This window comes from Flavitalea antarctica, assembly GCF_054461535.1.
In genome coordinates this window covers 45,991-68,893 of record NZ_JBTLQG010000034.1, presented here as the reverse complement: position 1 = coordinate 68,893, position 22,903 = coordinate 45,991, and the positions used below count along the sequence as shown (strand labels likewise).

Below are 22,903 nucleotides of genomic sequence, written 5' to 3'. Positions count from 1 at the left end.
CACTCACAGCCAGCGCACCGAGGTACAGGATGGACATCAGGTTCACAACCACATAAAGAAATAACCAGAATATGGCCATGATAAGGCTCACCGTTCCGTTGTACCGCTGGTTAAGAAACTGCGGCATTGTATAAATCTTATTTTTTAGATATACCGGGATAAAAAATACTGCAACAATTACGAGACTTGCTGCCGCCATCCACTCATAGGTAGCGATGGCAAGGCCCATCTTAAAACCCGATCCGGACATGCCGATAAATTGTTCGGCGGAAATATTTGATGCAATCAGTGAAGCTCCGATTGCCCACCAGGTGAGAGAACCTTCGGCAAGAAAAAAATCTTTGGTCCCTACTGAAGCTTTCTTTTTTCTTTGATAAATCCAGTAACCGTAACCTGCAACTATCACAAAATATATCATAAAGACTATGATATCTTTAAAATCCAGTGCATTCTTCATAAGCTGTTAAATCGTTTAAGCGGTTAATATAGTAAAAATTGTGATTGAAGTTATGGCAAGCGTGTTGAAAAATACCTGCTTTCGGAAGTTGATGGCCTGGAGGATATAATTTAGCAGGAAATAGGTACATTATGCACATTTTACATTGCCCGCTGATCCCGGCCGGCTCTGAGTATATTCTTTTAACTTTGCCTATCTAAAAATCTGAAAGTGTTTGAACCGTGAGGAATATGGAATCACATACGATGATTCTGAAGCAATGGGCAACCGAACTTGGTTTTGATCATTGCGGCATTGCCAGGGCAGAAAGGCTCAATGAGGATGCCAGGCGGCTGGAAGCCTGGTTAAACAAGGGTATGCATGGAAGCATGCAATACATGGCAAATCATTTTGAACTCAGGGTTGATCCGACCAGGCTCGTGCCAGGTGCAAAATCGGTGATCACACTGATGCTTAACTATTATCCCTCCGAATTGCAGGAGAATAACGGCTCACCAAAAATCTCCAAATACGCATATGGTGAAGACTATCACGAAGTGATCAGGGAAAAGCTCAATGTATTATTAAACAGGATGCGTGAGAAGATGGGTAATATACAGGGACGGGGATTTGTTGATTCTGCACCGGTGCTCGAAAGGGCCTGGGCAACCCGCAGTGGCCTTGGGTGGATAGGAAAAAACGGCAACCTGATAACAAAAAGTGGTGGTTCATTCTTTTTTATCTGCACGCTCATTGTGGACGTGGAACTGGTATATGACGATCCTTATGCCAAGGACTTTTGCGGAAGCTGTACAAAATGTATAGAGGCATGTCCCACCGAAGCAATCAGCGGAGACAAGGTGGTGAATGGAAGTAAATGCATTTCTTATTTTACCATTGAGCTAAAAGAGATGTTGATACCAGAGGAGATGAATGGCAGATTTGATAATTGGGCCTTCGGCTGTGATATCTGCCAGGACGTTTGTCCCTGGAACCGATTTTCCAAACCGGCAGCTGAGCAGAAATTTAACCCTATTCCCGGTATACTTAACTTCACCACCAGTGACTGGGAAGGATTAACTGAAGAGTCCTTCAGCAGGCTTTTCCGCCATTCTCCGATCAAAAGGGCCAAGTTGAAAGGTTTGCAGCGGAACCTGAAATTTCTGTCATCAGATGATAATAATTAAAACTGCCAGCCCAGCCTTAACGAAATTCTATTTAGCCTATAGTCATATTTAGTGACATCAACCGTGCATGGAGGGTCAGCACAAAATCCACCCGAGGTTGAGATTTCCTGTTCCAGGCGTTTGAATGAATAACCGAGGTTGATAAGTATAGCATCCGACTTATTTTTGAAAAAGGCTTTATAACCCAGGCCGGCGGCCCAATACAGTCCCGGTGAAAAGTCCTCCGTTGTAATACCCCCCCAAAAATTGGATGATTGTTCCTGTACCCACGGAAAATTAGTACCGATATCTCCGGAAACAAAAAACGTTCTTTTATTTAAGACGATGTTCCTGTTTAGTGAAAAAAATACCGGGATCGAACGATACATATAATAATCAAGACCAACTCCTCCTGCCCCATACCAATTCCTATATTGAACACCATGTATAGTTTGCAGTTGAAAAGCGCCATTTGCCTCACCCTCAAGAAGGCCGACATAGTTTTGCGCGTGATACTTTACTTTCTCCTGTCCATATGCCATCGGGTTATTAAACAATATGACGCACAACAATAGTGGGGTTATGCTCCTTCTCATGGTTTCTTATTTATCTGGAGGGTGCTTAACAAACGCATTGTTTTTCCATCGCTGTAATCATATTGATGTAAGCCGGTCCTGGAAACAACCATAAGTAACTTATTCCAGGCGATTACGTCATAAGTCTCCAGGTCCTTAACGTGGTCCAACAATTTCAGGTCGTTTACATTAGCGGCATTATACAGTTTAAGTCCGTCAGAACCATCACAAATAAACAGGAGATCGCCATCTTTTGAAAGTCCGTGAGGATTTTTTAACTGGTATGTTTTCACAAGCCTCGGGGCGCTGATGTTTGCGATGTCAATTACATCCAGCGTGTTAGTGGTACCTGCGCACCAGGTACCGGTTCTTAAGGTGACATAAGCATAATTATCATCAGCAATAACCGGATCGCAGGCTCTTGCATGAGAGAATGATGATTCCCTTGATGGTTTGGAAGGATCGTTGATGCTATAGATAAACATCCCCGCAGAAGATCCAATGAACAGTTTATTTTTGAAGGGATATATCGTTTCAATGTTCATTCCGATTTTTTGGGTGCCTACTAAAACCGGGTCTACAGTATTGGAAATAGACAACACGCTGAGATCAGACTCTCCAACGGTATACATGTGGTTATTGACGATGGTGAACCGTGCCATTGATCCACCGATGCCCGCAGGGGATGCGGAACTTGATTTATCAGCACTGGCACTGGCGGAGGCATACATACAATTAGGACATCCACCATAATTCATCTGGTCGTCGATATCAACAGTTGTATCTTTCCTGATCCAGTCAACAATTATCTTAGAAGTGTCCGTTGTGTAACCCAGGCCATAGAATCGTTCAGGAAATAATTTAGGAAGCGTTTTCAACAGTTTTGTTTTTGTCGGATCACTTATGTCGATCGTTAAAAGATCGGCATACATATCTGCATACAGTATGTTTCCTTTGACTGCAATATCAACGTTGCCGGGTATATTTATAAATCCGATAACCTTTGGGGAGGATGCGTTTGCATTGTCAATCACATGCACACCCTTGTTGAGTTCATTCAGAAATATATATTTACCTAGGATGTAAATCTTACCGGGCGAAGAAATTGTCTGAGGTTCAGCAAATTTAACGGAAGCTAATACTTCCTGTTTTGTTTTATATACCGGCGAATAGATTGTGTAGGTTTTAGTTAGCTTGTCCTTCATGCAACTGCTTAGCAGGAAGATAAAAAACACAAGGCTGAACAATGTCCGGAGTGGTATGTATGTTTTTAACATAAAACAGCATTTTTATAGCTGACAACAAAACCACTGTTTGCGTTGCACTTATTTTTTATTCAATAGTATCCTCAGGTCAATCCCGGCTGATATCAAATGATTACCATCCAGGATATCTTTATTGAACATTTGACTTGCATTATATCTCACTGTCGGCCCAAGTAGTACAGGAACTTTGCTTTTCCCAAAGAGGCCGAAGGTAAATCCGGTAGATAAGCCCAGCTGCGTTTTGTTTAAAGTGGATTTGTCCTGGTAATATACACCCGTACCACTGTCAAATACGAGGGCATTGCTTCCTATCAGTTGTGAAAGGTGCACACCAGCATTCCAGAAAACGGGGATTGACTTATTACCAGTGATGCGGGTGCTTAAGGTAAGAGGCAATTCAATGAAATGATATTTGTTTGCGAATTTACTATTCTCGTCGGCACGATAATAACGGGCCACATTCATTATCTGCGATCCATTGTTTACAAGTCTTGAACTGTCTACACGGTATCCGACTTTTATAACAGTATTAAACTGGCTGTATTGCAGCGCAGCGGTAATAGAGAAAGTGCGGGACAACTGCTTCGTAACAAAACCGCCGACTGAAAAATATGGCCCGGCGTTTACTTCTGATGATCTTGCAGGTGGCAGCCCGGATATCGAAGGGGCGAATAAGAAATTTGAATTACCGGATGACTGGGCATTCGAAGCAGCGTCAGCCATATGGCTCGATTTAAGGACACCAGTAAGCGAACCCTCGTTAATATTCGATACTCCGCCTGATATATTAAGTCCCCAGTCCCATCGCTTGTTGTTTTTCCGGCTTTTGACAAGTTTGCTTGCGGAGGTGTTGCCAGAATCCGGGTTCAACGCGGTACTAACTGATGGCTTGGCAACAACCGAAGAATCGGGGGTGGCCAGTTGATGCTGATCAGCAATAACTGCAACCTGGCCGAGACTGTCGTGACGGGAAAGATCAGGGTGTTGTTTGTTCGCTGCTGATTGAGGTTCTTGTTTGTTGGCTGACGATTGAGGTTGCTCTAGTTTGTTCGCTGCTGATTGAGGTTCTTGTTTGGGCGCTGATGATTGTTGTTGTTGTTTGGTCCCTGAAGATTGAGGAAGTGCAGCCTGATTTCCTGCCCGGGCATTTGCTTCTCCGGCTATCAGACCAGGAGCCGTTTTGGACCCATCCCCGAGCACATTCTTATTCTTACTTTTTGCTCCGCGGTTTTTAACACCAGTCAAAGAACCGGCTGAAGGCGGTTCTTGTGTTTCCTGCACACCGGCATTGGGCATATTATTTTTCTCAATGTTGCCGGCACTGGTTCTCTCAGTATTTGCAGCATTTGTTTTTTCACCACTACCTGCGTTTACCGGCGCACTATTGCCAGCCTTTGTAATCCGACTATTCTCAGCCTTAGTGTTATCGTCGTTGCCAGAATTTCCTTGCTCAACGGAAGTCGCCGGGACGGTAGGATCCAACGGGTCCTTAAGGCGGGCGGTATTATCTTCCGCTACTTTTTCAGATTGACCGGCAGACCCCTGCTGACCCGGGCCAGGTTCAGGGGAACGATGATTTCGGGAATCACCTGTTGTTGAAGAAGAACCTGCATTGCTACCGGGTACTTTTGAAGATGCGGATGTGGAGGATTCTGTCTGGTTGGTAGAGTTGTCTTTTTGATTTGAACTATATAAACCCGGTTTATTATCGCTAAAAATGAAATAACCCGCAAACCCCAGACCGGCCACCAGCAAGGGAATAAGGATCCAGCCACGGCGCCGTGGTTTGTCTTTCCGGATCTCCATCTGCACAGCCTGCCAAACAGCATCCGATGGCGTGAACTTAAGTTCATCCATTTTTTCCTTCACCCGTTTTTCAAAATCATGGTCGGACATAATTCTCCTTTTTTGTTTCTTCAGAATGAATTTTCAGCCAGCTTATCAGAAGCGCCCGAGCCCTCGAATATTGCGATCTGGAAGTGCCTTCATTTATTCCGAGTAATTTACCGATCTCAACATGGGTGTAGCCTTCCACCGCATGCATGTTGAATATAGTCTGATAACCTGTTGGTAACTGCCTGATCATTTCCGCCAGGTCTTTCGCATTGAGCCGCATTTCAGGATTATCGTTCGTTACCGGGTGCATGGTATTGTCGAGAAAAGAAAGGTCTCCCTGGTACCGGCTATTTTGTTTGAGATAATTTAATGCGGTGTTGACCATAATGCGCCTGATCCAACCCCCCAATTCCCCTTCCGACTTGTATTGATGCAGATTTCTGAACACTTTAATAAATCCTTCCTGTAAAACATCTTCAGCATCGGTCATAGATTTGGTATACCGGTAACAGACAGCAAGCATCCCTTCAGCGAAATGCTCATATAACTCCCGCTGTGCTTCAGGACGTCCCTTTAAACAATCTTTTACCAGTCTTTGATAATTCATCTCCAAGTTTGCGATTGACAAATATTAATCACCGATCGTTGCATCATCCCCGTATTCTTCCGGGGCGCCAATTTACAACTAACTTCTCTCCAAATCAATGACTTTGACTTCGTCCTGCACTTACATTATTTCTGTGGTTATCTTTGACGCTGAATGGGAAATAATCTTTCTGAACGGGATAAAAAGGTAATATGGCATCCTTATACCCCTCAAAAATCAATGGCCGCCCCCGTGCCGATCGTGAAGGGCGAAGGAGCCTATCTTGTAGGCGCTGACGGTAACCGTTACCTGGATTGTATCAGCAGTTGGTGGGTAACCATTCACGGGCATAGCCATCCCTATATCGCTGAAAAGATCTATCGCCAGGCGCTAGAGCTGGAGCAGGTCATTTTCGCAGGTTTTACGCATGAACCCGCAGTGCAACTGGCTGAACGCCTGCTGCCTCTTTTACCGGGCAACTTTACCAAGATCTTCTATTCAGACAACGGGTCCACGGCAGTTGAGGTGGCTATAAAAATGGCGGTGCAGTTCTGGTGGAACAAATCTGCATTTAACCGGACAAAAATCCTGGCCTTCCGGGATGCCTATCACGGTGATACTTTTGGTGCGATGAGTGTTAGCGGCAAAAGTGTATTCAATGCAGCATTTGAAGCTTATATGTTCGAGGTGATCTACCTCGAAATTCCGACAGAAAATAATCTTGAGCGAAATAAAAAGATCATTGATGAACATGGCCTGGAAGCGGCGTGTTTCATTTACGAGCCACTGTTACAGGGAGCAGGCGGAATGAACATGTACGAACCTGCTGCTATGGACCTGTTTCTGCAATACATCAGGTCAAAAGAAATAATCTGTATAGCGGACGAAGTGCTGACGGGCTTTGGCCGTACCGGGACCATGTTTGCGGGGGAAAATATTCAGACCAGGGCGGATATAATCTGCCTCAGCAAAGGACTTACAGGTGGCACCATGGCACTCGGAGTAACGGCCTGCACTGCAGACGTTCATAATGCTTACCTGACTGACGACCGCTCGAAGACCTTTTTTCATGGCCATTCTTTTACGGCAAATCCTATCGCATGTTCAGCAGCGCTCGCCAGCCTTGATCTGCTGACAGAAAAAAGCTGCCAGGATCAGATTAAGATGATACATGAAAAACATCTCGGGTTCGGAAAAAAACTTGCGGAAGCCGGTTTACCAGAGAATCTCCTGCAAAATTTCAGGATACTTGGAACCATCGTTGCTTTTGAAATTAACAGTACTGAAAAAAATTATCTCAACCAGTCAGCGGCTGCGCTAACCAGAGCGGCCTTTGAGCAGTTTATTTTTATCCGGCCGCTGGGCAATACGATTTACCTGATGCCTCCCTATTGCATCACAGCAGACGAACTGGAGAGGGTATATGATATCATAACAGGCTTACTCCAAAAAAATGCCCGTTGAGTTAACAACGGGCATGACGAATAAACTTTTTACGGAATTACTTCACGTTAAATACATAAGCTTTGTCACCCCAAAGCAGGGATACCTTACCATCGTTACCAACAACATAGGTAAGCTTTTCGGTGAAGGATGGCGCTTTTTCAGTTTTAGCCATTACCCTAACCAGGTCCTGCGCTTCTTTATACTGTGTGCCCCACTGACCTGTTTCCTTGTTGATGATAATAGTGGATTCTTTGTCTCCGGGAATTGCAAACAGGCTATACTTGCCGGCAGGAACTTTTTTGCCTTCGATAGTTACCTCCTTGTCAACCTCAATGATTGTCGCTTCATTTGCTCCGGCTCTCCATACTTTCCCATTAGGTGCAACATCACCACCAACTGTTCTTCCTTTTACTGAAGGCTGAGAATAGTCAATTTTGATGGTTGCTCCACCAGCAGTTTTTCCCGTAGCAGTGGCAGGGGGACTTGGTCTGCTTGATTTATCGGCCTGGCCAAAAGCTATTGCTACATTTAGCAAGAGCACTCCTGATAAAAACATTAAACGCTTCATACAGCTTATTTTTATTTATTAGTGAAAGAAAATTCCTTTGAGAAAAAGTTTGCTACCTGGGCTGATTTTCTAAATTATTTTTCAGATTCAGCAGTGATTTTTCCATAGGTGGACCAAGTTGCTGATCAAAAATAATACTGCCAAATTTCTCCCAGGGATACCAATCGAGATGAAAGTCAAAATACCACTGCGCAACAGTTGTATCAGACAAAGACTGTACCAGATAAAAGCCGCTATTGACCGGATCCGAACTTTGATGCTTCCAACTCGTGATAAGTGAATCTTCCGTTACTTTAAGCATTTCAACTTTAAGCTTCGACGAGTTATACCTGTTTTTTTCAAAGCTGCCAACGCTGTCCTGCGAAGTAATCATCACATTCCATTCGGACCAGGTGCGCATATCAGCAAGGTATGCAGCGATGTCCGCTTTTGATTTTGCGATGGTCATGGCGCGGGAGATACGAACATGTGACGGAATAAATAGCGAAAACAGGTAAACAATTATTCCGAATACGATAATACTTATGACGCCCAGTTTTATTACTCTCATAACACTATTCCCATTTAAACACTTTTATGGCAAGTGCATAAGATAATAAGGCCCAGATCCCAAGAACTCCTAATTGTTTACCACAATCCGTAAGATGGGCCCCTTCAAAAGCGACGTTCCTCATGGCATCGTTCAGATGAGTAAGAGGTAAAACGCGGCAAAAAGGTTGTAACCAAACGGGAAAATTATCTATGGAAAAAAAAGTTCCCGCCAGCAAAAACTGGGGCAAAGTAAACAGGTTGGCGAGTGGTGGGATGGTGCTTTCATTTTTTGCGACGCCACTGACTATAAACCCGAAGCCCATAAAGACAACAAGACCCACAAAGCTTAGCGCCAGCAGCTCAATAAAAGTTATCCAGCCATGTACCAGCGTAAAGTTGAAAAAGAAATGGCCAAACAACAAGATAGTAACTGCGGTGATCAATTGGAAGATAACCCGGCTTAACCCTTCTCCAAATACGATATAACCCCGACGTATGGGCGTTGCAAAGAATCGTTTTAATACGAGTGTCTGTCTCAGGTTGAAAAAAATAAAGGCCACCCCGAAAACACCTGAGCTTAGCAATGAAAAACCAAGCTGTCCCGGCAGGATAAAATCAATCGTACGATAAACGCGACCCGGGATCTTTTTGACGTCATTGCTAACGGTAGCGTAAGTAGGCGACTGAGTGTATACTTTCTCGTTTATTCCTTTGATGATGCCGTCCAGTATGGATCTTAATACCTGGATATTTTGTGGATTAGCTGCATCTGAACTGGTAAGCTGAACAACAAATTCTTTGGAGGCCACACCTGATTTCTGAATATCGATGATAGCAGTAAGTCTCCCTTTCTCGAGGTCCTCCTGGAGTTCTTTTTTCGGCTTTGAAATAATATTAAGGCCGCTGACTCCTTTCAAAATGGGGTACAAAATATTTACGGTGTCTGTATTCTCTGCAAAGGCTACACGCATCGACAGTCTTCCTCCACTTCCGAGGAAACCGAAAACCAGGATAAAAACAAATGGAAAAGCAAAACTGAAGATGACTGCACTCGGGCTTCTGAAAATGGCTTTTAGGCTGGCCCTTGTTATGGCCATCATGGCTCTGAACTGGTTATAATCTGAAGGCATAATTGGGGTTAGTAGTAAATCTGTCGGAGAACATTCATCGTTCGCTTTGCTCGTCTGTCTATCTTATTGCTGTATCTGAAATTCAAAAGGTATCCTTGCCTGGCTGACCCCTATCATTGATTTTAAAGATTTCACCGCGTTGTAAGTCTTCAAGCCTGCCTCTCCCAGTTCTTTCGAAATGGCTTCGTTTTTCATCGACTCCTCCCTCGAACCCAAAAAATATTCGAGAAAATTCTGGGGTTCGGGATATTCCCGCAGACCGTATTCTTTAAGTTTTGCAAGTTCAGCGGCGCCGGCTAACGCTTCCTGTAAGCCACCGATTTTATCAATCAGTCCGAGCTGTAACGCACGACTTCCGCTCCAGACACGGCCCTGTCCAAGGCTGTCAACTGTTTCCATCGTCATGTTCCGCCCTTCTGCAACCCGGCTCTTGAACGTGGTATAAATGCTATCTACACTTTCCTGGAAATATCTTTGCTGGCTAGGTGTAAGTGGTTGAACAATGGAGCCGGCATCAGCATCCGGCGCGGTTTTAACGGCGTCGAAGGTCATGCCGAGCTTATTGTTAAAGAACTTCTGCATGTTTGGCACAACGGCAAATACCCCGATAGAACCGGTGATGGTATTTGGCTGGGCGTAAATAGCGTTTGCAGGTGCGGCAATATAATATCCACCAGAGGCGGCAACATCGCCAAAACTCACCACAACGGGTTTATCTTTTTTTGCAAGAACCAACTCGCGCCAGATGTTTTCGCTTGCCAGCGCGCTGCCGCCACCTGAATTTACACGGAGCACAATTGCCTTAATGCTTTTATCCATCCTGGCCTTACGGATCAGGTTGCGATAAGTATCACCGCCAATATTTGATCTGTCCCCTTTGCCGTCAATGATGTTGCCTGCTGCATATATAATGGCGATTCTATCCGGTGCAGATTTACGGATCGAAACCGCAGCTGCATATTTGGATATAGAAATAAAGTTGATTTTTTCAGTGGTCCCGATGTTGAGCTTCGACCTGATTTCATTTTTTACTTCATCATCATATTTGAGTCCGTCCACCAGGCGGTTTTTCAATGCGTCGCCGGGAAACCGGATAACACTCTGAACGGCGAAACGTCTGAGCTCTGCTGTGTCAATCTTCCTCGAATCACTCACCTGTTGTAAAAACTCTCCATACAGATCGCCTAACAATTCTGTTACCTGGATTCGGTTTGGCTCGGTCATTTTTGTCTCACGGAAAGGCTCAGTCGCAGATTTGAATTTGCCTGCATAAAATATCTGCGGTTCAATTTCAAGTTTTTGAAGCGTCCCTTTAAGATATGCCATCTGCATAACGAAGCCACTCCAGTCAAGCCCGCCATGAGGATTGCAATAGACCCTGTCAGCAACTGACGCAACATGATATGCATTCTGTGAGATCACATCGCCATAAGCGTAAACAAATTTTGAAGATTTCCTGAAATCAATCACCGCATTCCTGAGTTCATTGTTATTTGCAAAACCATTTGCATTACCACCGCAGTTGATATACATTCCCTTAACAGCGGAGTCTGATTTTGCTTTTTGAATGAGCCTGATGACATCAGAAAGGGAAGGCACATCGTAGTTCTCTCCATCACTGAATCCCGACAGTGGATTGGGAGTAGATATTTCAGGATAATTTTGCGAAAGGTCAAGTACAAGTACTGCCCTGCTACCGGTTCTTACATCGTCACCCGACGTGATTGCCGACACCACCCCTGTAAGAACAAAAAAGCCGATGATCGTAAAAACAACCAGTGCAAGAAGCGAGGCAAAAAACACTTTAAAGAAGGTATTCATTCTTTCTGTAATTTATTAGACAAATTCAAAGATATTTGAAACGATTATCATTACAATATAGGGATTATGGACAATGTGTACCTCTTGATGGGCGGTAACCTGGGAAATCGGGTGGAAAATCTTGGCAATGCTTTAGGCCTGATTGCCAGCCGTACCGGGAGAATCAGGCGTTGTTCTGCCATTTATGAAACCGCTGCCTGGGGAATCACCGAACAGGACTCATTCCTGAACCAGGCCGTGGAAATTGACACTGCTTACCCCGCAACCAGACTTTTGGATCTGATCCTGGACATTGAGCTTGAACTTGGCAGGATCCGGCTTGAAAAAAACGGGCCGCGCCTGATCGATATTGATATTCTGTTCTACGGTAACGAGATTATTTCTGATCCACGTCTTAAAGTTCCGCATCCCCTTTTACAGGAAAGACGATTTGCACTTGCGCCAATGGATAACATTAATCCCGGCTTCATCCATCCTGTGTTTAATAAAACCATCAGACAGTTGCTGGAAGAATGCAGGGATCCTTTACAGGCAACTATATATACGGCTGCAGTCGGTGAATGAAAATAGAATTATCATCGTGATACCGCGGGTTGTTTTTATCCACATTAAGTACTATTCAAGTTTTATCTGAAGGCCTTTATGTTATTTTGACGGCTGATGAATTATCACTTTATTACTATTGAAGGCAATATCGGGGCGGGCAAAACAACACTGGCACATATGCTCGCGAAACATTATGATGCAAGGCTTATTGTGGAGGAATTTGCGGATAACCCTTTCCTGGCCAAGTTTTATGAAAATCCAAAACAATATGCCTTCCCGGTTGAGCTGTTTTTTATGGCCGAACGCTATAAACAATTAAAAGATCTTATTCACACAAAAGATCTTTTCCAAAACATCACCATCACAGACTACCTGTTCACAAAGTGTTTACTGTTCGCAAAGGTCACTTTACCGGACGAAGAATTCAGACTCTATCAAAAGTTATTCGAGATCATCCATCAGCAATTGACGCAGCCAGATATACTTATTTACCTCCATGCACCCGTAAGCAAACTGCAACAAAACATCAGGAAGCGTAACCGGGTGTATGAACAGGCTATACCAGACAGCTACCTTTCGGACATACAGGAAACCTATCTCCAGTATATCCGGCAACATAATATGAAAACGTTGATCATCGATGCTTCCAATGCCGACTTTCTCGGCAATCCGAATCATCTGAAGGTTATTACAGAGGCACTTGAACATGACTACGAACCCGGACAGCATTATTTCACCCTCCCATGATTCGAACATGCGTCACCGGCGGTTAATCAAACTATAAATATCCTTACTGGTTTTAATGACAGAAGTGCTGTTAAGTGATTGTACCTTATTTTTGCGGATAACATGTCGTTTCCAAGGAGTCTTTCACCACTGGAGTCACCGGCCTTCAGAAAATTTATTATCTGCCGCTTTTTCCTGATTATGGCTTTGCGCATGGTTTCGACTGTTGTCGGCTATAAGCTGTTCCAGTTAACACAGAGCTCATTTGCAATTGGCCTTGTAGGGCTGTCAGAATTTATTCCCGCGTTTGCGCTTTCGCTTTATGCCGGTCACCAGATCGACAGATCCGATAAACGATCGTTGCTATTGAAAGGAATATCGTCATATGCTGTTTGTGTATTGGCAATGATCATGCTCACCACAAGCTGGGTGGAAGATCGCATCGACGGGCCGGATTTGCAATACCTCTATTATGCCGTTATCTTTTGCACGGGTATCATCAGGGCGTTTGTAGGGCCTACGTCTTCGGCGATAGTGGCCCAGCTGATACCGAGGGAACGCCTGCAGTTTGCGGCCAATATTACTTCATCCAGCTGGCTTTCTGCATCTATACTTGGCCACGCTTCAGGTGGATTTTTTATTGCCTGGTTTGGTGTACATCAGACTTTTTATATCATACTCGCTTATGTGATCATTGCGGCTTGCAGCATTTCTCTGGTTGAAAAGCTACCGGTGGTCAACAAAGATCCCAATGCAAAAGCACTGGCAAGCGTGAAAGAAGGACTCTTATATGTCCTGAATCATAAAATATTGCTGGGAGCCATTTCACTTGATCTTTTTGCCGTCCTTTTTGGCGGTGCAGTTGCATTGATACCGGAAGTTGCACATAGTATACTTAAAGTGGGGCCCGTTGGTTTTGGATGGCTGAATGCGGCGACTGACCTTGGTGCGGTAATAAGTATCATGCTGATGACATTTTTCCCGATGCGAAAAAAACAGGGAAAACGATTATTGATCGCTGTCGGCGGTTTCGGGATCTGTATCATTGGTTTCGGACTTTCCGATGTATACTGGATTTCCTTTGCTGTGCTGATGGTAGCTGGTATGCTGGATGGCGTCAGTATGATTATCCGGGGCACAATATTTCAGTTGACTACGCCCGACAATATGAGGGGCAGGGTTTCCTCTGTAAACTCGATGTTTATCAACTCAAGCAATGAACTTGGGATGTTCGAAAGTGGTTTCACTTCCAGGATAATGGGTGCCGCCCCCTCTATTGTATTCGGAGGCTGTATGACGCTCATCGTTGTGCTGATTACCTGGTTGCTTGCGCCCTCGCTGCGAAAAATGGAATATTAAAATATCGGCAAAAAAGCCGATATTCTATATTATCGGCGAAACAGCCGATTTTTGGATATATCGACTAATTAGCCGATATTTGAACAGATTATGATCAGTGTCATTACAGGCGATATTATTAATTCCCGCAAGGTTACGGACCAGAAAACATGGCTGGTGCCTTTGAAAAAGATCCTGTCACAATATGGGAAGTCACCCAAATCGTGGGAGATTTTCAGGGGAGATAGTTTTCAGTTGGAACTGGAAAAGCCGTCAGAATCGTTCATGGTGGCCCTGAAAATTAAAGCTGCTATAAAATCGGTCAAAGGCCTTGACGTGAGAATGGCGATCGGCATCGGAAAAAAAACCTATGTTGCAGCCCGCATCAGTGAATCGAATGGCGAAGCTTTTGTGAATTCAGGCGAGAAGTTTGAAGAATTGAAGAAGATCAAACAACGTTTAGCAATCCGAAGCCCGTGGCCCCGCACCGACCGGCAACTAAACCTGATGATCAGTCTTGCTTCGATAGCTATGGATACCTGGAGCCCCGGGTCAGCCCAGCTGACAGACCTTTCCTTACGTTTTCGTGATCTTTCCCAGAAAGAATTGGGCAAGAAAATCAAACGGACACAGTCATCAGTAAGCGAAAGACAAACCAGGGCTCATCTTGAAGAAATTCTGGAACTGGAGAAATATTTCAGGGAACATTTAACCGAACAATCAGGCTGAAATGGTATTGTTACTTCAACTACTTATCGCACATCTTATCGGAGATTTTTTTACGCAGACCAGGGCCCTGGTTTATCAGAAAGAACTGCAAAAGTGGCGCTCGCCTTTTTTATATGTACACTCCCTGATACATTTCGTATTGATGATGCTGCTTACGGCAGATCCCGCTTTCTGGAAATATGCACTGGTTATAACCTTGCTCCACCTGTTGATTGACGGATGTAAACTGCAGTTTCAGAAAGAGGAAACGAAACGGACCTGGTTCATTGCCGACCAGCTGCTTCATGTGCTGGTATTATTTGTGTGCTGCGGACTATACCAGGGTGTGAAGTTTGACATTTCGCTACTGTCAGATAAGCGTGTACTTGCTGTTGTGTTTGCCATGTTATTCATCATGAGCCCGGCATCCTTCCTGATCAAAGTAGTTATATCAAGATGGTCTCCCAGGTCATCACCCGGAAAGATCATGACGGAAGTTGAATCACTTGAAAATGCCGGTCAGCTTATCGGCATCATGGAGCGCTTCCTGATAGTTATCTTTATTTTGCTAAACAGGTGGGAAGGTATCGGGTTCCTCCTCGGTGCAAAATCAATCTTCCGCTTTGGTGACCTTACCGAGGCTAAAGACACAAAACTGACTGAGTATGTGTTGATCGGAACATTGCTAAGCTTCATACTTGCCATCGTTACCGGGCTTATAGCAAGTCATTTCCTGTAGCTTTGATTTCCCATTGCTTTGATTTCGTATAGCTTTTATCCCACAGCTCTGATTTCGCATAGCTTTGATTTCCCATGGCTCTGATTTCGTATAGCTTTGATTTCTTCCATGGTTGGACCATGCCGCTTATGATCGTGCCCTACTTCAGGCTGGCCATGAGCTTTTCAACAACATAATAAGTGATCGGGCAGAAAGTCAGATTTTTATTGGTTAATGCCGGGCGTTTCAGGATAACATCTTCATCAGTGTAAGGGAAACGGACACAGTCAGAAGGACGCTGATCGTATATACCACAAAGATTGTCATCACCAAGGAAAGGACAGGGTGCAGTTTTAGCAACATAGTCTCCATCTTCATCAAGTTTCAGATAAGTTTCGATGAAGTCGCCTTCCTTCAGCTTCAGGTGCCTGGAAATTCTTTTTATATCCGGAGTCTTGAATCTGGGAGAATAGTTCTTACAGCAGTTTGCACACTTAAGGCAATCAATTTTCTCAAATGCTTCCTCATGGAACACGGGTAGCAGTTTGAGAACTTTGTTTTTTTCGGCTCTTTCAAGAAACTGCTTGTAAAGCTTTTTTCTCTCCCCCGATTTTTTCTCCCAATTTATAAGTATGTCCTGACCCAATAATCAAAATTTAGTGCAAGATAGGCAGATTCCGGCCGTGTAAACCAGGGCCAGGCGCTATGCAGCCATACGGGTAAAAAATTTAACAAATGCAGGACTGCGATAAATGTAGAGCGCTATCGCAGTCATGGTTACCAGGCTCCAGAGCACTACGCCAAGCAGGCTCAATCCAAATGCCCGGGATAATTTCGAAAAACCTTTTTTTGCAGGCAGAAACTGGTAATAGCACCAGGTTATATAAACCACTTGCAGCAGCAGGCCCAGGGAAATAAACATGTTGTAGGTTTCACGGCCATCTCCAAACAGCCCGTGCAGGGGAAAGATCAGCAAGGTAAAAACCAGGTTGCTGAAAGTGACAAATAGCAGGTTTGCAGTCAGGTGTTCGGCATAATTATAAGCTGCCTTGCGGTAGAAAAACCATGATAACAAAGAAAAGAGAGGCACAGCGAACATAGCGAGGATATTGCTGTGCTTTTTCATGAAGCCGCTTATCTCACTGCTCCGGCGCATCATTGTCAGGTATGCTGTTTTGCCCTCGGCTGTCGGGATCCCTGCCAATACGGTAGTGTCGGGCTGCCGCGGATTTGCGGGTGTTGTGAAATAGTTGTTAGAAATCACATACACCCCCATCAGGATCAGGAAAAATGAAAAGGGGTTAAAATATTTTTTCCGCTTGCCGGCAATGTATTCCGTTGCAACTATCCCGGGGCGCAGCGCCAGTTCTTTTAATAGATGGAAGATGCCCTTGTCTGCATGTGTAAGGGCGTGAAAAAATTCATGAAAAAAATGACCCAGCGTTAGCCTGTGAGTGTTAGTAGTCTGTCCACACCGCGGACAAAATCTGGACGGAGCATCAAGTGTTGCCTCACAGTTGAGGCAATGGGATGAACTCATGCTGGTTAGTTCTTATATGTTGGTTCCTAGTATCTAAAATAGGCAATAAAAAAAATAAATAACCCTTAACTTTGCACATCATTTTAAAATAAGGTCAACCTCACAGAAAATATGGATTTATTCACACAGCAACAACAGGAGTTCCGTACGAGACATATAGGGCCGAATGAATTGGAAACCAGCCAGATGTTGAGAGAAACAGGCAATGAATCACTGGATCAGCTAATCGGAAAAACCATACCTGCGGCAATCAGGCTAAAGACGCCATTAAAGCATCCGGAACCTCAAAGCGAATACGAATATCTGCAGGAGTTAAAAAAAGTTGCTGCTAAAAATAAAGTCTATAAAACCTATATCGGGCAGGGCTATTATGGAACCATAACTCCAAGCGTTATTCTCCGGAATATCTTTGAAAACCCCGGCTGGTATACCCAATATACCCCTTACCAGGCCGAGATTTCACAAGGCCGGCTGGAAAGCCTCCTGAATTTCCAGACTATGGTCGGCGATCTTACAGGTTTGCCGCTGGCAAATGCTTCACTGTTAGATGAGGGGACCGCTGCAGCTGAGGCGATGTCAATGATTTTTCATCATGTAAACCGCACGGAAGAAATTACCCAGCCAAAGTTTTTTGTTGACAACCACATATTTCCGCAAACCAAAGATGTGTTGATCACCAGGGCTGCGCCGATTGGCATTGAACTGGTTTTTGGCGATCATTACAGTATAGATAATACGAAATATTGCGGGGCCATCCTCCAGTACCCGAACAATGACGGATCGGTTGAGGATTACCGTTCGTTCATCGACAAGATTCACCAGGCCGGTGGACTGGTGGTTATGGCCACTGACCTGTTGGCGCTTACTTTACTTACACCACCGGGAGAACTGGGTGCTGATATTGCAGTCGGTTCCGCTCAGCGTTTCGGAGTACCAATGGGTTTCGGCGGTCCCCATGCTGCATTTTTTGCTACTAAAGACGAATTCAAAAGAGGTATACCCGGTCGGATTATCGGTGTCAGCATCGATAGCCAGAACAACCGCGCATTAAGAATGGCCCTGCAAACCAGGGAGCAGCATATTAAAAGAGAGAAGGCAACTTCGAATATCTGTACCGCCCAGGCGCTGCTTGCAAATATGGCGGCTATGTATGCCGTGTTCCATGGACCACAGGGACTCAAAAATATCGCGTTGCGCATTTCATTGCTGACACATACCCTTGCCACCGAACTGGATGAGCTTGGATACAGCAATCAGAATAATGCTTATTTTGACACGTTGAAGATCCGGGTTGAAAATGCTGCGCTCATCCGCAAAGTCGCAGAGGCCCGTGAGGTTAATTTCAGGTATTTCGGGGGTAACTATATTGGTATTACTATCGATGAAACCACATCGCAAAGTGATATCCTTGATATTGTAGCCATCTTTGAGGAGGCAGCTGACACGAATGTAGCTTCGGTTACCTTTGACAGTGAGACCGGGCTTGAACATATTCCGCAACCCCTGGTCAGGAAATCATCATACCTGACCCATTCTGTGTTTAACACCCATCATAGTGAAAGCCAGATGATGCGTTATATAAAGTCGCTTGAAAACAAAGACCTTTCGCTTAATACATCCATGATATCCCTGGGTAGCTGTACCATGAAATTAAATGCAGCTACTGAGCTGATACCCGTAACCTGGCCCGAGTTCGGGGGATTACATCCTTTTGTTCCTTCCAACCAGGCTGCAGGTTACCTGCAGATCGTTGAGGAACTCAGCAATTTTCTTTGTGAGATCACCGGATTTACTGCCTGTTCGTTGCAACCAAACAGTGGCGCGCAGGGCGAATATGCAGGACTCTTAACTATCAGGGCGTATCACCTGGCGAGGGGCGATGCGCACCGTAATGTGGTACTCATCCCGATATCTGCCCATGGTACAAACCCGGCAAGTGCAGTTTTGGCGGGCATGAAGGTAGTGGTCGTAAAAAGCGATAATGAAGGTCACATTGATGTGGATGACCTGAGGCTGAAAGCCATTCAATATAAAGACACCCTGTCTTCATTGATGGTTACCTATCCTTCAACGCATGGCGTGTTTGAAGAAAGCATCCGTGATATCTGTGCTATCATTCATGAACATGGTGGTCTTGTATATATGGATGGCGCAAACATGAACGCGCAGGTTGGTCTTACATCGCCAGGGATGATCGGCGCTGATGTCTGCCATCTTAATCTACATAAAACATTTGCTATCCCGCATGGCGGTGGCGGTCCGGGTATGGGTCCAATCTGCGTGAATGATAAGTTGAAACCATATTTACCAGGGCACGTTTTTAACGAGACCCCGGAAAATCATACAGCCTTTACCGTTAGCAGGGCACCATCAAATATCAACGCGGTGAGCGCTGCGCCTTATGGATCTGCGAGCATTCTGCTTATCAGTTATGCATATATCAAAATGCTTGGAGCAGAAGGGATGAAGCTTTCCACTGAGTACGCCATACTCAACGCAAATTATATGAAGTCCAGGCTCGAGAAATTTTATAAGATTCTATACCTGGGAAAAAACGGTACCTGTGCGCACGAATTTATTGTTGATCTGCGTCCGTTCAAAATGACGTCCGGCATCGAAGCGGAAGATGTGGCCAAGCGCCTGATCGATTATGGTTTCCACGCTCCTACCATGAGCTTCCCGGTACCGGGCACGATCATGATTGAACCAACGGAAAGCGAGGACAAAGCAGAACTTGATCGTTTCTGTGATGCGATGATCAGTATCTACGAGGAGATCAAAGAGATAGAGTCTGGCAACGCTGATAAAGTAAATAATGCATTGAAGAATGCACCCCACACACAGAAGGTTGTTTGCGAAGACGAATGGAACCGGCCATATACCAGGAAACAGGCTGCATTTCCGCTGGCATATGTGGCGAGAAATAAATTCTGGCCTTCGGTTAGCCGCGTCAACAACACCTACGGCGACCGGAACCTGATATGCAGCTGCGAACCTACCGAAGCCTATCTTTCCTGATCGGATTGCAGGCAGAGGGAACCATACATTTCTGGCCGGCCCGGGAATTGATTACGTGCGCAGATACGGACGGAAACCAGTAACTTTCCGTAGCACAAATTTCCTGATCAAAGAAAAATTGAAGTTATCATGCGCACTGTTAAAGAAATTCTTTCGAGCAAAGGTCCGATGACTAACGTTATTGAACCAACGAAACTTATTATAGAAGGTCTGCAGCTGTTAAATACAGTCAATTTAAGCTACCTGATAGTGATGGAAGGCGATGAATACAAAGGCATCTTCAGTGAAAAGGATTATGCACGTAACGTGGTCCTGAAAGGGCATTCAAGTAAGGATACGATGATCAAGGAGGTGATGACTGTGGATCTGCCGGTTGTCTCTCTCACCGATACACTCGAACATTGCATGAACCGGATGAATACCCACCGTACGAGGTATATACTTGCCTACGATAACAAAAAATTCGCAGGCGTTATTACCATTCATGATCTGCTCAGGCAGGTGCTGGCGAACAAGGAAGACGCATTCGACCATACCATAACCCGCAACCTGATAGATTCAGATGAAAGAGGCAGGATCTTCTAAGCTCCTGTATCCGGCTCTCAGTAATGACTGATTTTTACGTCGTTGATTTTTGTATCCCTTCTTTAATGTGATTTTTTCCCGGGATATTACTCATGGTGGCATAGTTTTTTCAACTACCGGTGTTTCAAATAAAGCTATCGCATGAATTATCTGGAAAGATTTTATGACAGGGCATTTGAATGGATCCTGACGGTTGGTCCGAGGGTCGCGGTCGCCATCCTTATACTTCTGATAGGCTTATGGCTCATTAAGGTGTTAAACAACTGGCTGAAAAGAGTTTTACATAACAAAGAAGTGGATCCCTCGCTGCGAACATTTTTTCTGAACCTGTTCGTAATCGGATTACGCGTTTTGCTGGTCATAGTCTGTATGCAGCTCATTGGCATAGAAATGACCCTGTTTGTTTCTATCGCAGCTGCATTCAGTGTCGCAATCGGACTCGCACTCTCGGGGACCATGCAAAACTTCGCCAGTGGCATTCTTATCCTGCTTTTAAAACCTTACAGGGTTGGCGATACAATCATGGCCCAGGGCCATCAAGGTATAGTAAGCTCGATTCAATTGTTTTATACTGTGGTGGTCACCTTTGACAACAGAACAGTGATATTTCCAAACAGTAAGTTATCAAACGAAGTAATCATTAATCTCAGCCGGGAAGGAAAACGCAGACTGGATATTGAACTGGTAGCTCCCAACACATTATCATTCGAAGAAGTTAAACGAAAGATCCTTGAAGTTATAGACAAGGATGAAGATATTCTGAAAGATCCCACACCCCGGATAGGCATCAGCACCCTCGAAGCGGACAAATACAAGATCATGGTAAATACCTGGACGCAGGCACATGGTTTCGAGGATGCGAAACTAAGATTCCAGGAAAAGCTGATGGAAACACGGGCACACCTGGCAGTAGCGGAGTGATTAACAGCAATTAATGATACCAGACAGGCATTATTACCTGTCCGGAATTTTACATTGAACCAAATTAATTTGCGGCACGAAGTACCTCAACACTAAATGCATTGTTGCCGGTACCACCCTTAACCCCTTTAAGGAATATGGTATAAACTCCTCCTGCCAACAGATCGCTGTAATTAGTATTCGCTACCACAGAATCAGTACCGGCAAGTTTTGCCTTGATACTATATATTCCGGGTGTATAAGCCTGGAATTGGTTGTACGATGGATTCGAGATATTGTCTGCCGGTGTTCTTCCTGAAAACACCTTGGTGTTCTCCAGGGTTACGTCCACATTCGGAACATCTGCACTGAGTTGAAAGAAACGGATATAGGTCTTGGTATTTTCGATGATTGGGAACTTATCATTGATCCTTGCACCGCGCGAGCCACCACCCGGATAATCATACAAAAGAATAGTGTAGAATTCACTTGAATCATAGTATTGACCTGGCGTCAATTCAGCAATTAAGCTATCTGAAGCAGCTTTTTTGAAAACTACGTTCTGTGGGCCCGGGTCCATCGGGGAGTAGCGTGAAAAATATGCGCCCGGGCTCATCGGCGGAGTCACCTTTACATTATTAAATAGCATTTCCACCGCGGGTGCTTTGAGGGAAATATTCATAACGGATACAAACGCGACAGGCTTAGGGGGTTCTATCGGTGTGTCCTTCATACATCCACTAAAGGCTACAGATAATCCTACTACAAACACTAAACACAAAAAAATCTTCACTTTCATAACAATGCTGTTTCTTTTAAAAGCCAGTAACCGGCGATATCCCTGAATCTTTGCTACACTGACAATTTCAGGAGGTAATCCGTTGCATAACACGAATATTGCAAACTGTGAAAATAGGCAGTGAAAAGTAAAAAATAAGCTAATATCTATGCAAAAAAACAGGCTGCCTTTCAGCAACCTGTATTATCATTTATGAAACGATATGATTATTTGATTCCAAGCAGTTCCACCTCAAAAATTAAGGTGCTGTTTGGCCCGATTACGGCTCCGACCTGGCGATCACCATAAGCCATCGCGGGAGGCAGGAATAGTCTCCACTTGCTGCCAAGAGGCATTAACTGGAGTGCTTCGGTCCAACCTTTAATCACCCTGTTCAAAGGAAAAGACGCAGGAGATCCGCGCTGCACAGAACTATCGAACACGGTGCCATCGATCAGGGTGCCATGGTAATGACAGGTAACTTCCGAAGTAGGACCCGGTTTTGCCCCACTACCCTCTTTGAGCACTTCATACTGTATACCACCCGGTAATTCAACTATTCCTGGTTTGCCGGCATTAGCCTTAAGAAAAGCCTCTCCGGCTGCAGCATTTGCATCAGCTTTCGAATCCTTTGCCTGGCGCAGTTTATCTGATAAAGACATAATTTTCGTTTTTAAAATTTAACA

23 protein-coding genes are annotated in these 22,903 nt (G+C 44.6%); 10 read left to right on the top strand and 13 right to left on the bottom strand.

Features of this window, described 5'->3' with window-relative positions:
* Positions 1-457: sodium:solute symporter family transporter (locus ACX0G7_RS22330; RefSeq protein ID WP_458925748.1), on the bottom strand; the 457-nt coding region annotated here is incomplete at its 3' end.
* 230 nt (positions 458-687) lie between these two features.
* Between ACX0G7_RS22330 and queG the strand changes: the two genes are divergently transcribed.
* On the top strand, positions 688-1,623 hold the full coding sequence (gene queG / locus ACX0G7_RS22325; RefSeq protein ID WP_458925747.1) for a tRNA epoxyqueuosine(34) reductase QueG: 936 nt from the start codon (positions 688-690) through the stop codon (positions 1,621-1,623).
* Here the strand turns inward: queG and ACX0G7_RS22320 are convergent.
* From ACX0G7_RS22320 to ACX0G7_RS22305, 4 genes are read right to left on the bottom strand one after another with little or no spacing between them, the layout of a single operon-like run.
* Positions 1,620-2,198, bottom strand: a complete 579-nt coding sequence (locus tag ACX0G7_RS22320) for a hypothetical protein (RefSeq protein WP_458925746.1) — start codon at positions 2,196-2,198, stop codon at positions 1,620-1,622. The two genes, queG and ACX0G7_RS22320, sit on opposite strands and share 4 nt — an antisense overlap.
* Positions 2,195-3,454 carry an LVIVD repeat-containing protein gene (locus ACX0G7_RS22315; RefSeq protein WP_458925745.1) on the bottom strand — a complete coding sequence of 420 codons (1,260 nt, stop codon included), beginning with the start codon at positions 3,452-3,454 and terminating at the stop codon, positions 2,195-2,197. Before ACX0G7_RS22315 ends, ACX0G7_RS22320 begins: the two co-directional genes overlap by 4 nt.
* A gap of 48 nt (positions 3,455-3,502) precedes the next feature.
* Positions 3,503-5,338 (bottom strand): outer membrane beta-barrel protein, encoded by a 1,836-nt coding sequence (locus ACX0G7_RS22310; RefSeq protein ID WP_458925744.1) that lies wholly within the window; start codon positions 5,336-5,338, stop codon positions 3,503-3,505.
* On the bottom strand, positions 5,325-5,885 hold the full coding sequence (locus tag ACX0G7_RS22305; protein WP_458925743.1) for an RNA polymerase sigma factor: 561 nt from the start codon (positions 5,883-5,885) through the stop codon (positions 5,325-5,327). The genes ACX0G7_RS22310 and ACX0G7_RS22305 overlap by 14 nt, the downstream gene beginning before the upstream one ends.
* A gap of 153 nt (positions 5,886-6,038) precedes the next feature.
* Between ACX0G7_RS22305 and bioA the strand changes: the two genes are divergently transcribed.
* Positions 6,039-7,328, top strand: a complete 1,290-nt coding sequence (gene bioA, locus ACX0G7_RS22300; protein WP_458925742.1) for an adenosylmethionine--8-amino-7-oxononanoate transaminase — start codon at positions 6,039-6,041, stop codon at positions 7,326-7,328.
* A 37-nt stretch (positions 7,329-7,365) separates the two neighbouring features.
* Here the strand turns inward: bioA and ACX0G7_RS22295 are convergent, their stop codons facing one another.
* From ACX0G7_RS22295 to sppA, 4 genes are all read right to left on the bottom strand, one after another.
* Positions 7,366-7,878, bottom strand: a complete 513-nt coding sequence (locus ACX0G7_RS22295) for a DUF2911 domain-containing protein (protein WP_458925741.1) — start codon at positions 7,876-7,878, stop codon at positions 7,366-7,368.
* Between the two features lie 52 nt (positions 7,879-7,930).
* Positions 7,931-8,428 carry an SRPBCC family protein gene (locus ACX0G7_RS22290; protein ID WP_458925740.1) on the bottom strand — a complete coding sequence of 166 codons (498 nt, stop codon included), beginning with the start codon at positions 8,426-8,428 and terminating at the stop codon, positions 7,931-7,933.
* 4 nt (positions 8,429-8,432) lie between these two features.
* Complete coding sequence (locus tag ACX0G7_RS22285; RefSeq protein ID WP_458925739.1) at positions 8,433-9,539, bottom strand: ABC transporter permease; 1,107 nt, start codon at positions 9,537-9,539, stop codon at positions 8,433-8,435.
* A gap of 63 nt (positions 9,540-9,602) precedes the next feature.
* A complete protein-coding gene (gene sppA / locus ACX0G7_RS22280; protein ID WP_458925738.1) occupies positions 9,603-11,360 on the bottom strand; it encodes a signal peptide peptidase SppA in 1,758 nt (585 codons plus the stop codon).
* Positions 11,361-11,426: 66 nt separating this feature from the next.
* Between sppA and folK the strand changes: the two genes are divergently transcribed.
* The 5 genes from folK (at position 11,427) to ACX0G7_RS22255 (ending at position 15,417) form a co-directional block, all read left to right on the top strand.
* Positions 11,427-11,924: a 2-amino-4-hydroxy-6-hydroxymethyldihydropteridine diphosphokinase gene (gene folK, locus ACX0G7_RS22275; RefSeq protein ID WP_458925737.1), complete on the top strand. Its 498-nt coding sequence runs from the start codon at positions 11,427-11,429 to the stop codon at positions 11,922-11,924.
* A 96-nt stretch (positions 11,925-12,020) separates the two neighbouring features.
* On the top strand, positions 12,021-12,653 hold the full coding sequence (locus tag ACX0G7_RS22270; protein ID WP_458925736.1) for a deoxynucleoside kinase: 633 nt from the start codon (positions 12,021-12,023) through the stop codon (positions 12,651-12,653).
* A gap of 102 nt (positions 12,654-12,755) precedes the next feature.
* Positions 12,756-13,991, top strand: coding sequence for an MFS transporter (locus ACX0G7_RS22265; RefSeq protein WP_458925735.1), 1,236 nt, complete (start codon positions 12,756-12,758; stop codon positions 13,989-13,991).
* Positions 13,992-14,081: 90 nt separating this feature from the next.
* On the top strand, positions 14,082-14,699 hold the full coding sequence (locus tag ACX0G7_RS22260; RefSeq protein WP_458925734.1) for a SatD family protein: 618 nt from the start codon (positions 14,082-14,084) through the stop codon (positions 14,697-14,699).
* A gap of 1 nt (position 14,700) precedes the next feature.
* A complete protein-coding gene (locus tag ACX0G7_RS22255; protein WP_458925733.1) occupies positions 14,701-15,417 on the top strand; it encodes a DUF3307 domain-containing protein in 717 nt (238 codons plus the stop codon).
* A gap of 139 nt (positions 15,418-15,556) precedes the next feature.
* On the opposite strand, the gene ACX0G7_RS22250 is transcribed toward ACX0G7_RS22255, so the two are convergent.
* Together ACX0G7_RS22250 and ACX0G7_RS22245 are read right to left on the bottom strand one after the other, a co-directional pair.
* Positions 15,557-16,042, bottom strand: a complete 486-nt coding sequence (locus ACX0G7_RS22250; RefSeq protein ID WP_458925732.1) for a YkgJ family cysteine cluster protein — start codon at positions 16,040-16,042, stop codon at positions 15,557-15,559.
* A gap of 57 nt (positions 16,043-16,099) precedes the next feature.
* Positions 16,100-16,936, bottom strand: a complete 837-nt coding sequence (locus ACX0G7_RS22245; RefSeq protein WP_458925731.1) for a DUF3667 domain-containing protein — start codon at positions 16,934-16,936, stop codon at positions 16,100-16,102.
* Between the two features lie 111 nt (positions 16,937-17,047).
* On the opposite strand from ACX0G7_RS22245, the gene gcvP reads away from it, so the two are divergent.
* From gcvP to ACX0G7_RS22230, 3 genes are all read left to right on the top strand, one after another.
* Positions 17,048-19,954, top strand: a complete 2,907-nt coding sequence (gcvP, locus tag ACX0G7_RS22240) for an aminomethyl-transferring glycine dehydrogenase (RefSeq protein ID WP_458925730.1) — start codon at positions 17,048-17,050, stop codon at positions 19,952-19,954.
* A 129-nt stretch (positions 19,955-20,083) separates the two neighbouring features.
* Positions 20,084-20,539 carry a CBS domain-containing protein gene (locus ACX0G7_RS22235; RefSeq protein ID WP_458925729.1) on the top strand — a complete coding sequence of 152 codons (456 nt, stop codon included), beginning with the start codon at positions 20,084-20,086 and terminating at the stop codon, positions 20,537-20,539.
* 141 nt (positions 20,540-20,680) lie between these two features.
* Entirely contained in the window at positions 20,681-21,460 is a 780-nt protein-coding gene (locus tag ACX0G7_RS22230) for a mechanosensitive ion channel family protein (RefSeq protein ID WP_458925728.1), read from the top strand.
* A 64-nt stretch (positions 21,461-21,524) separates the two neighbouring features.
* Here the strand turns inward: ACX0G7_RS22230 and ACX0G7_RS22225 are convergent, their stop codons facing one another.
* Positions 21,525-22,238, bottom strand: coding sequence for a DUF4397 domain-containing protein (locus tag ACX0G7_RS22225; protein ID WP_458925727.1), 714 nt, complete (start codon positions 22,236-22,238; stop codon positions 21,525-21,527).
* 206 nt (positions 22,239-22,444) lie between these two features.
* Entirely contained in the window at positions 22,445-22,879 is a 435-nt protein-coding gene (locus tag ACX0G7_RS22220) for an FKBP-type peptidyl-prolyl cis-trans isomerase (RefSeq protein WP_458925726.1), read from the bottom strand.
* Positions 22,880-22,903: the final 24 nt, after the last annotated feature.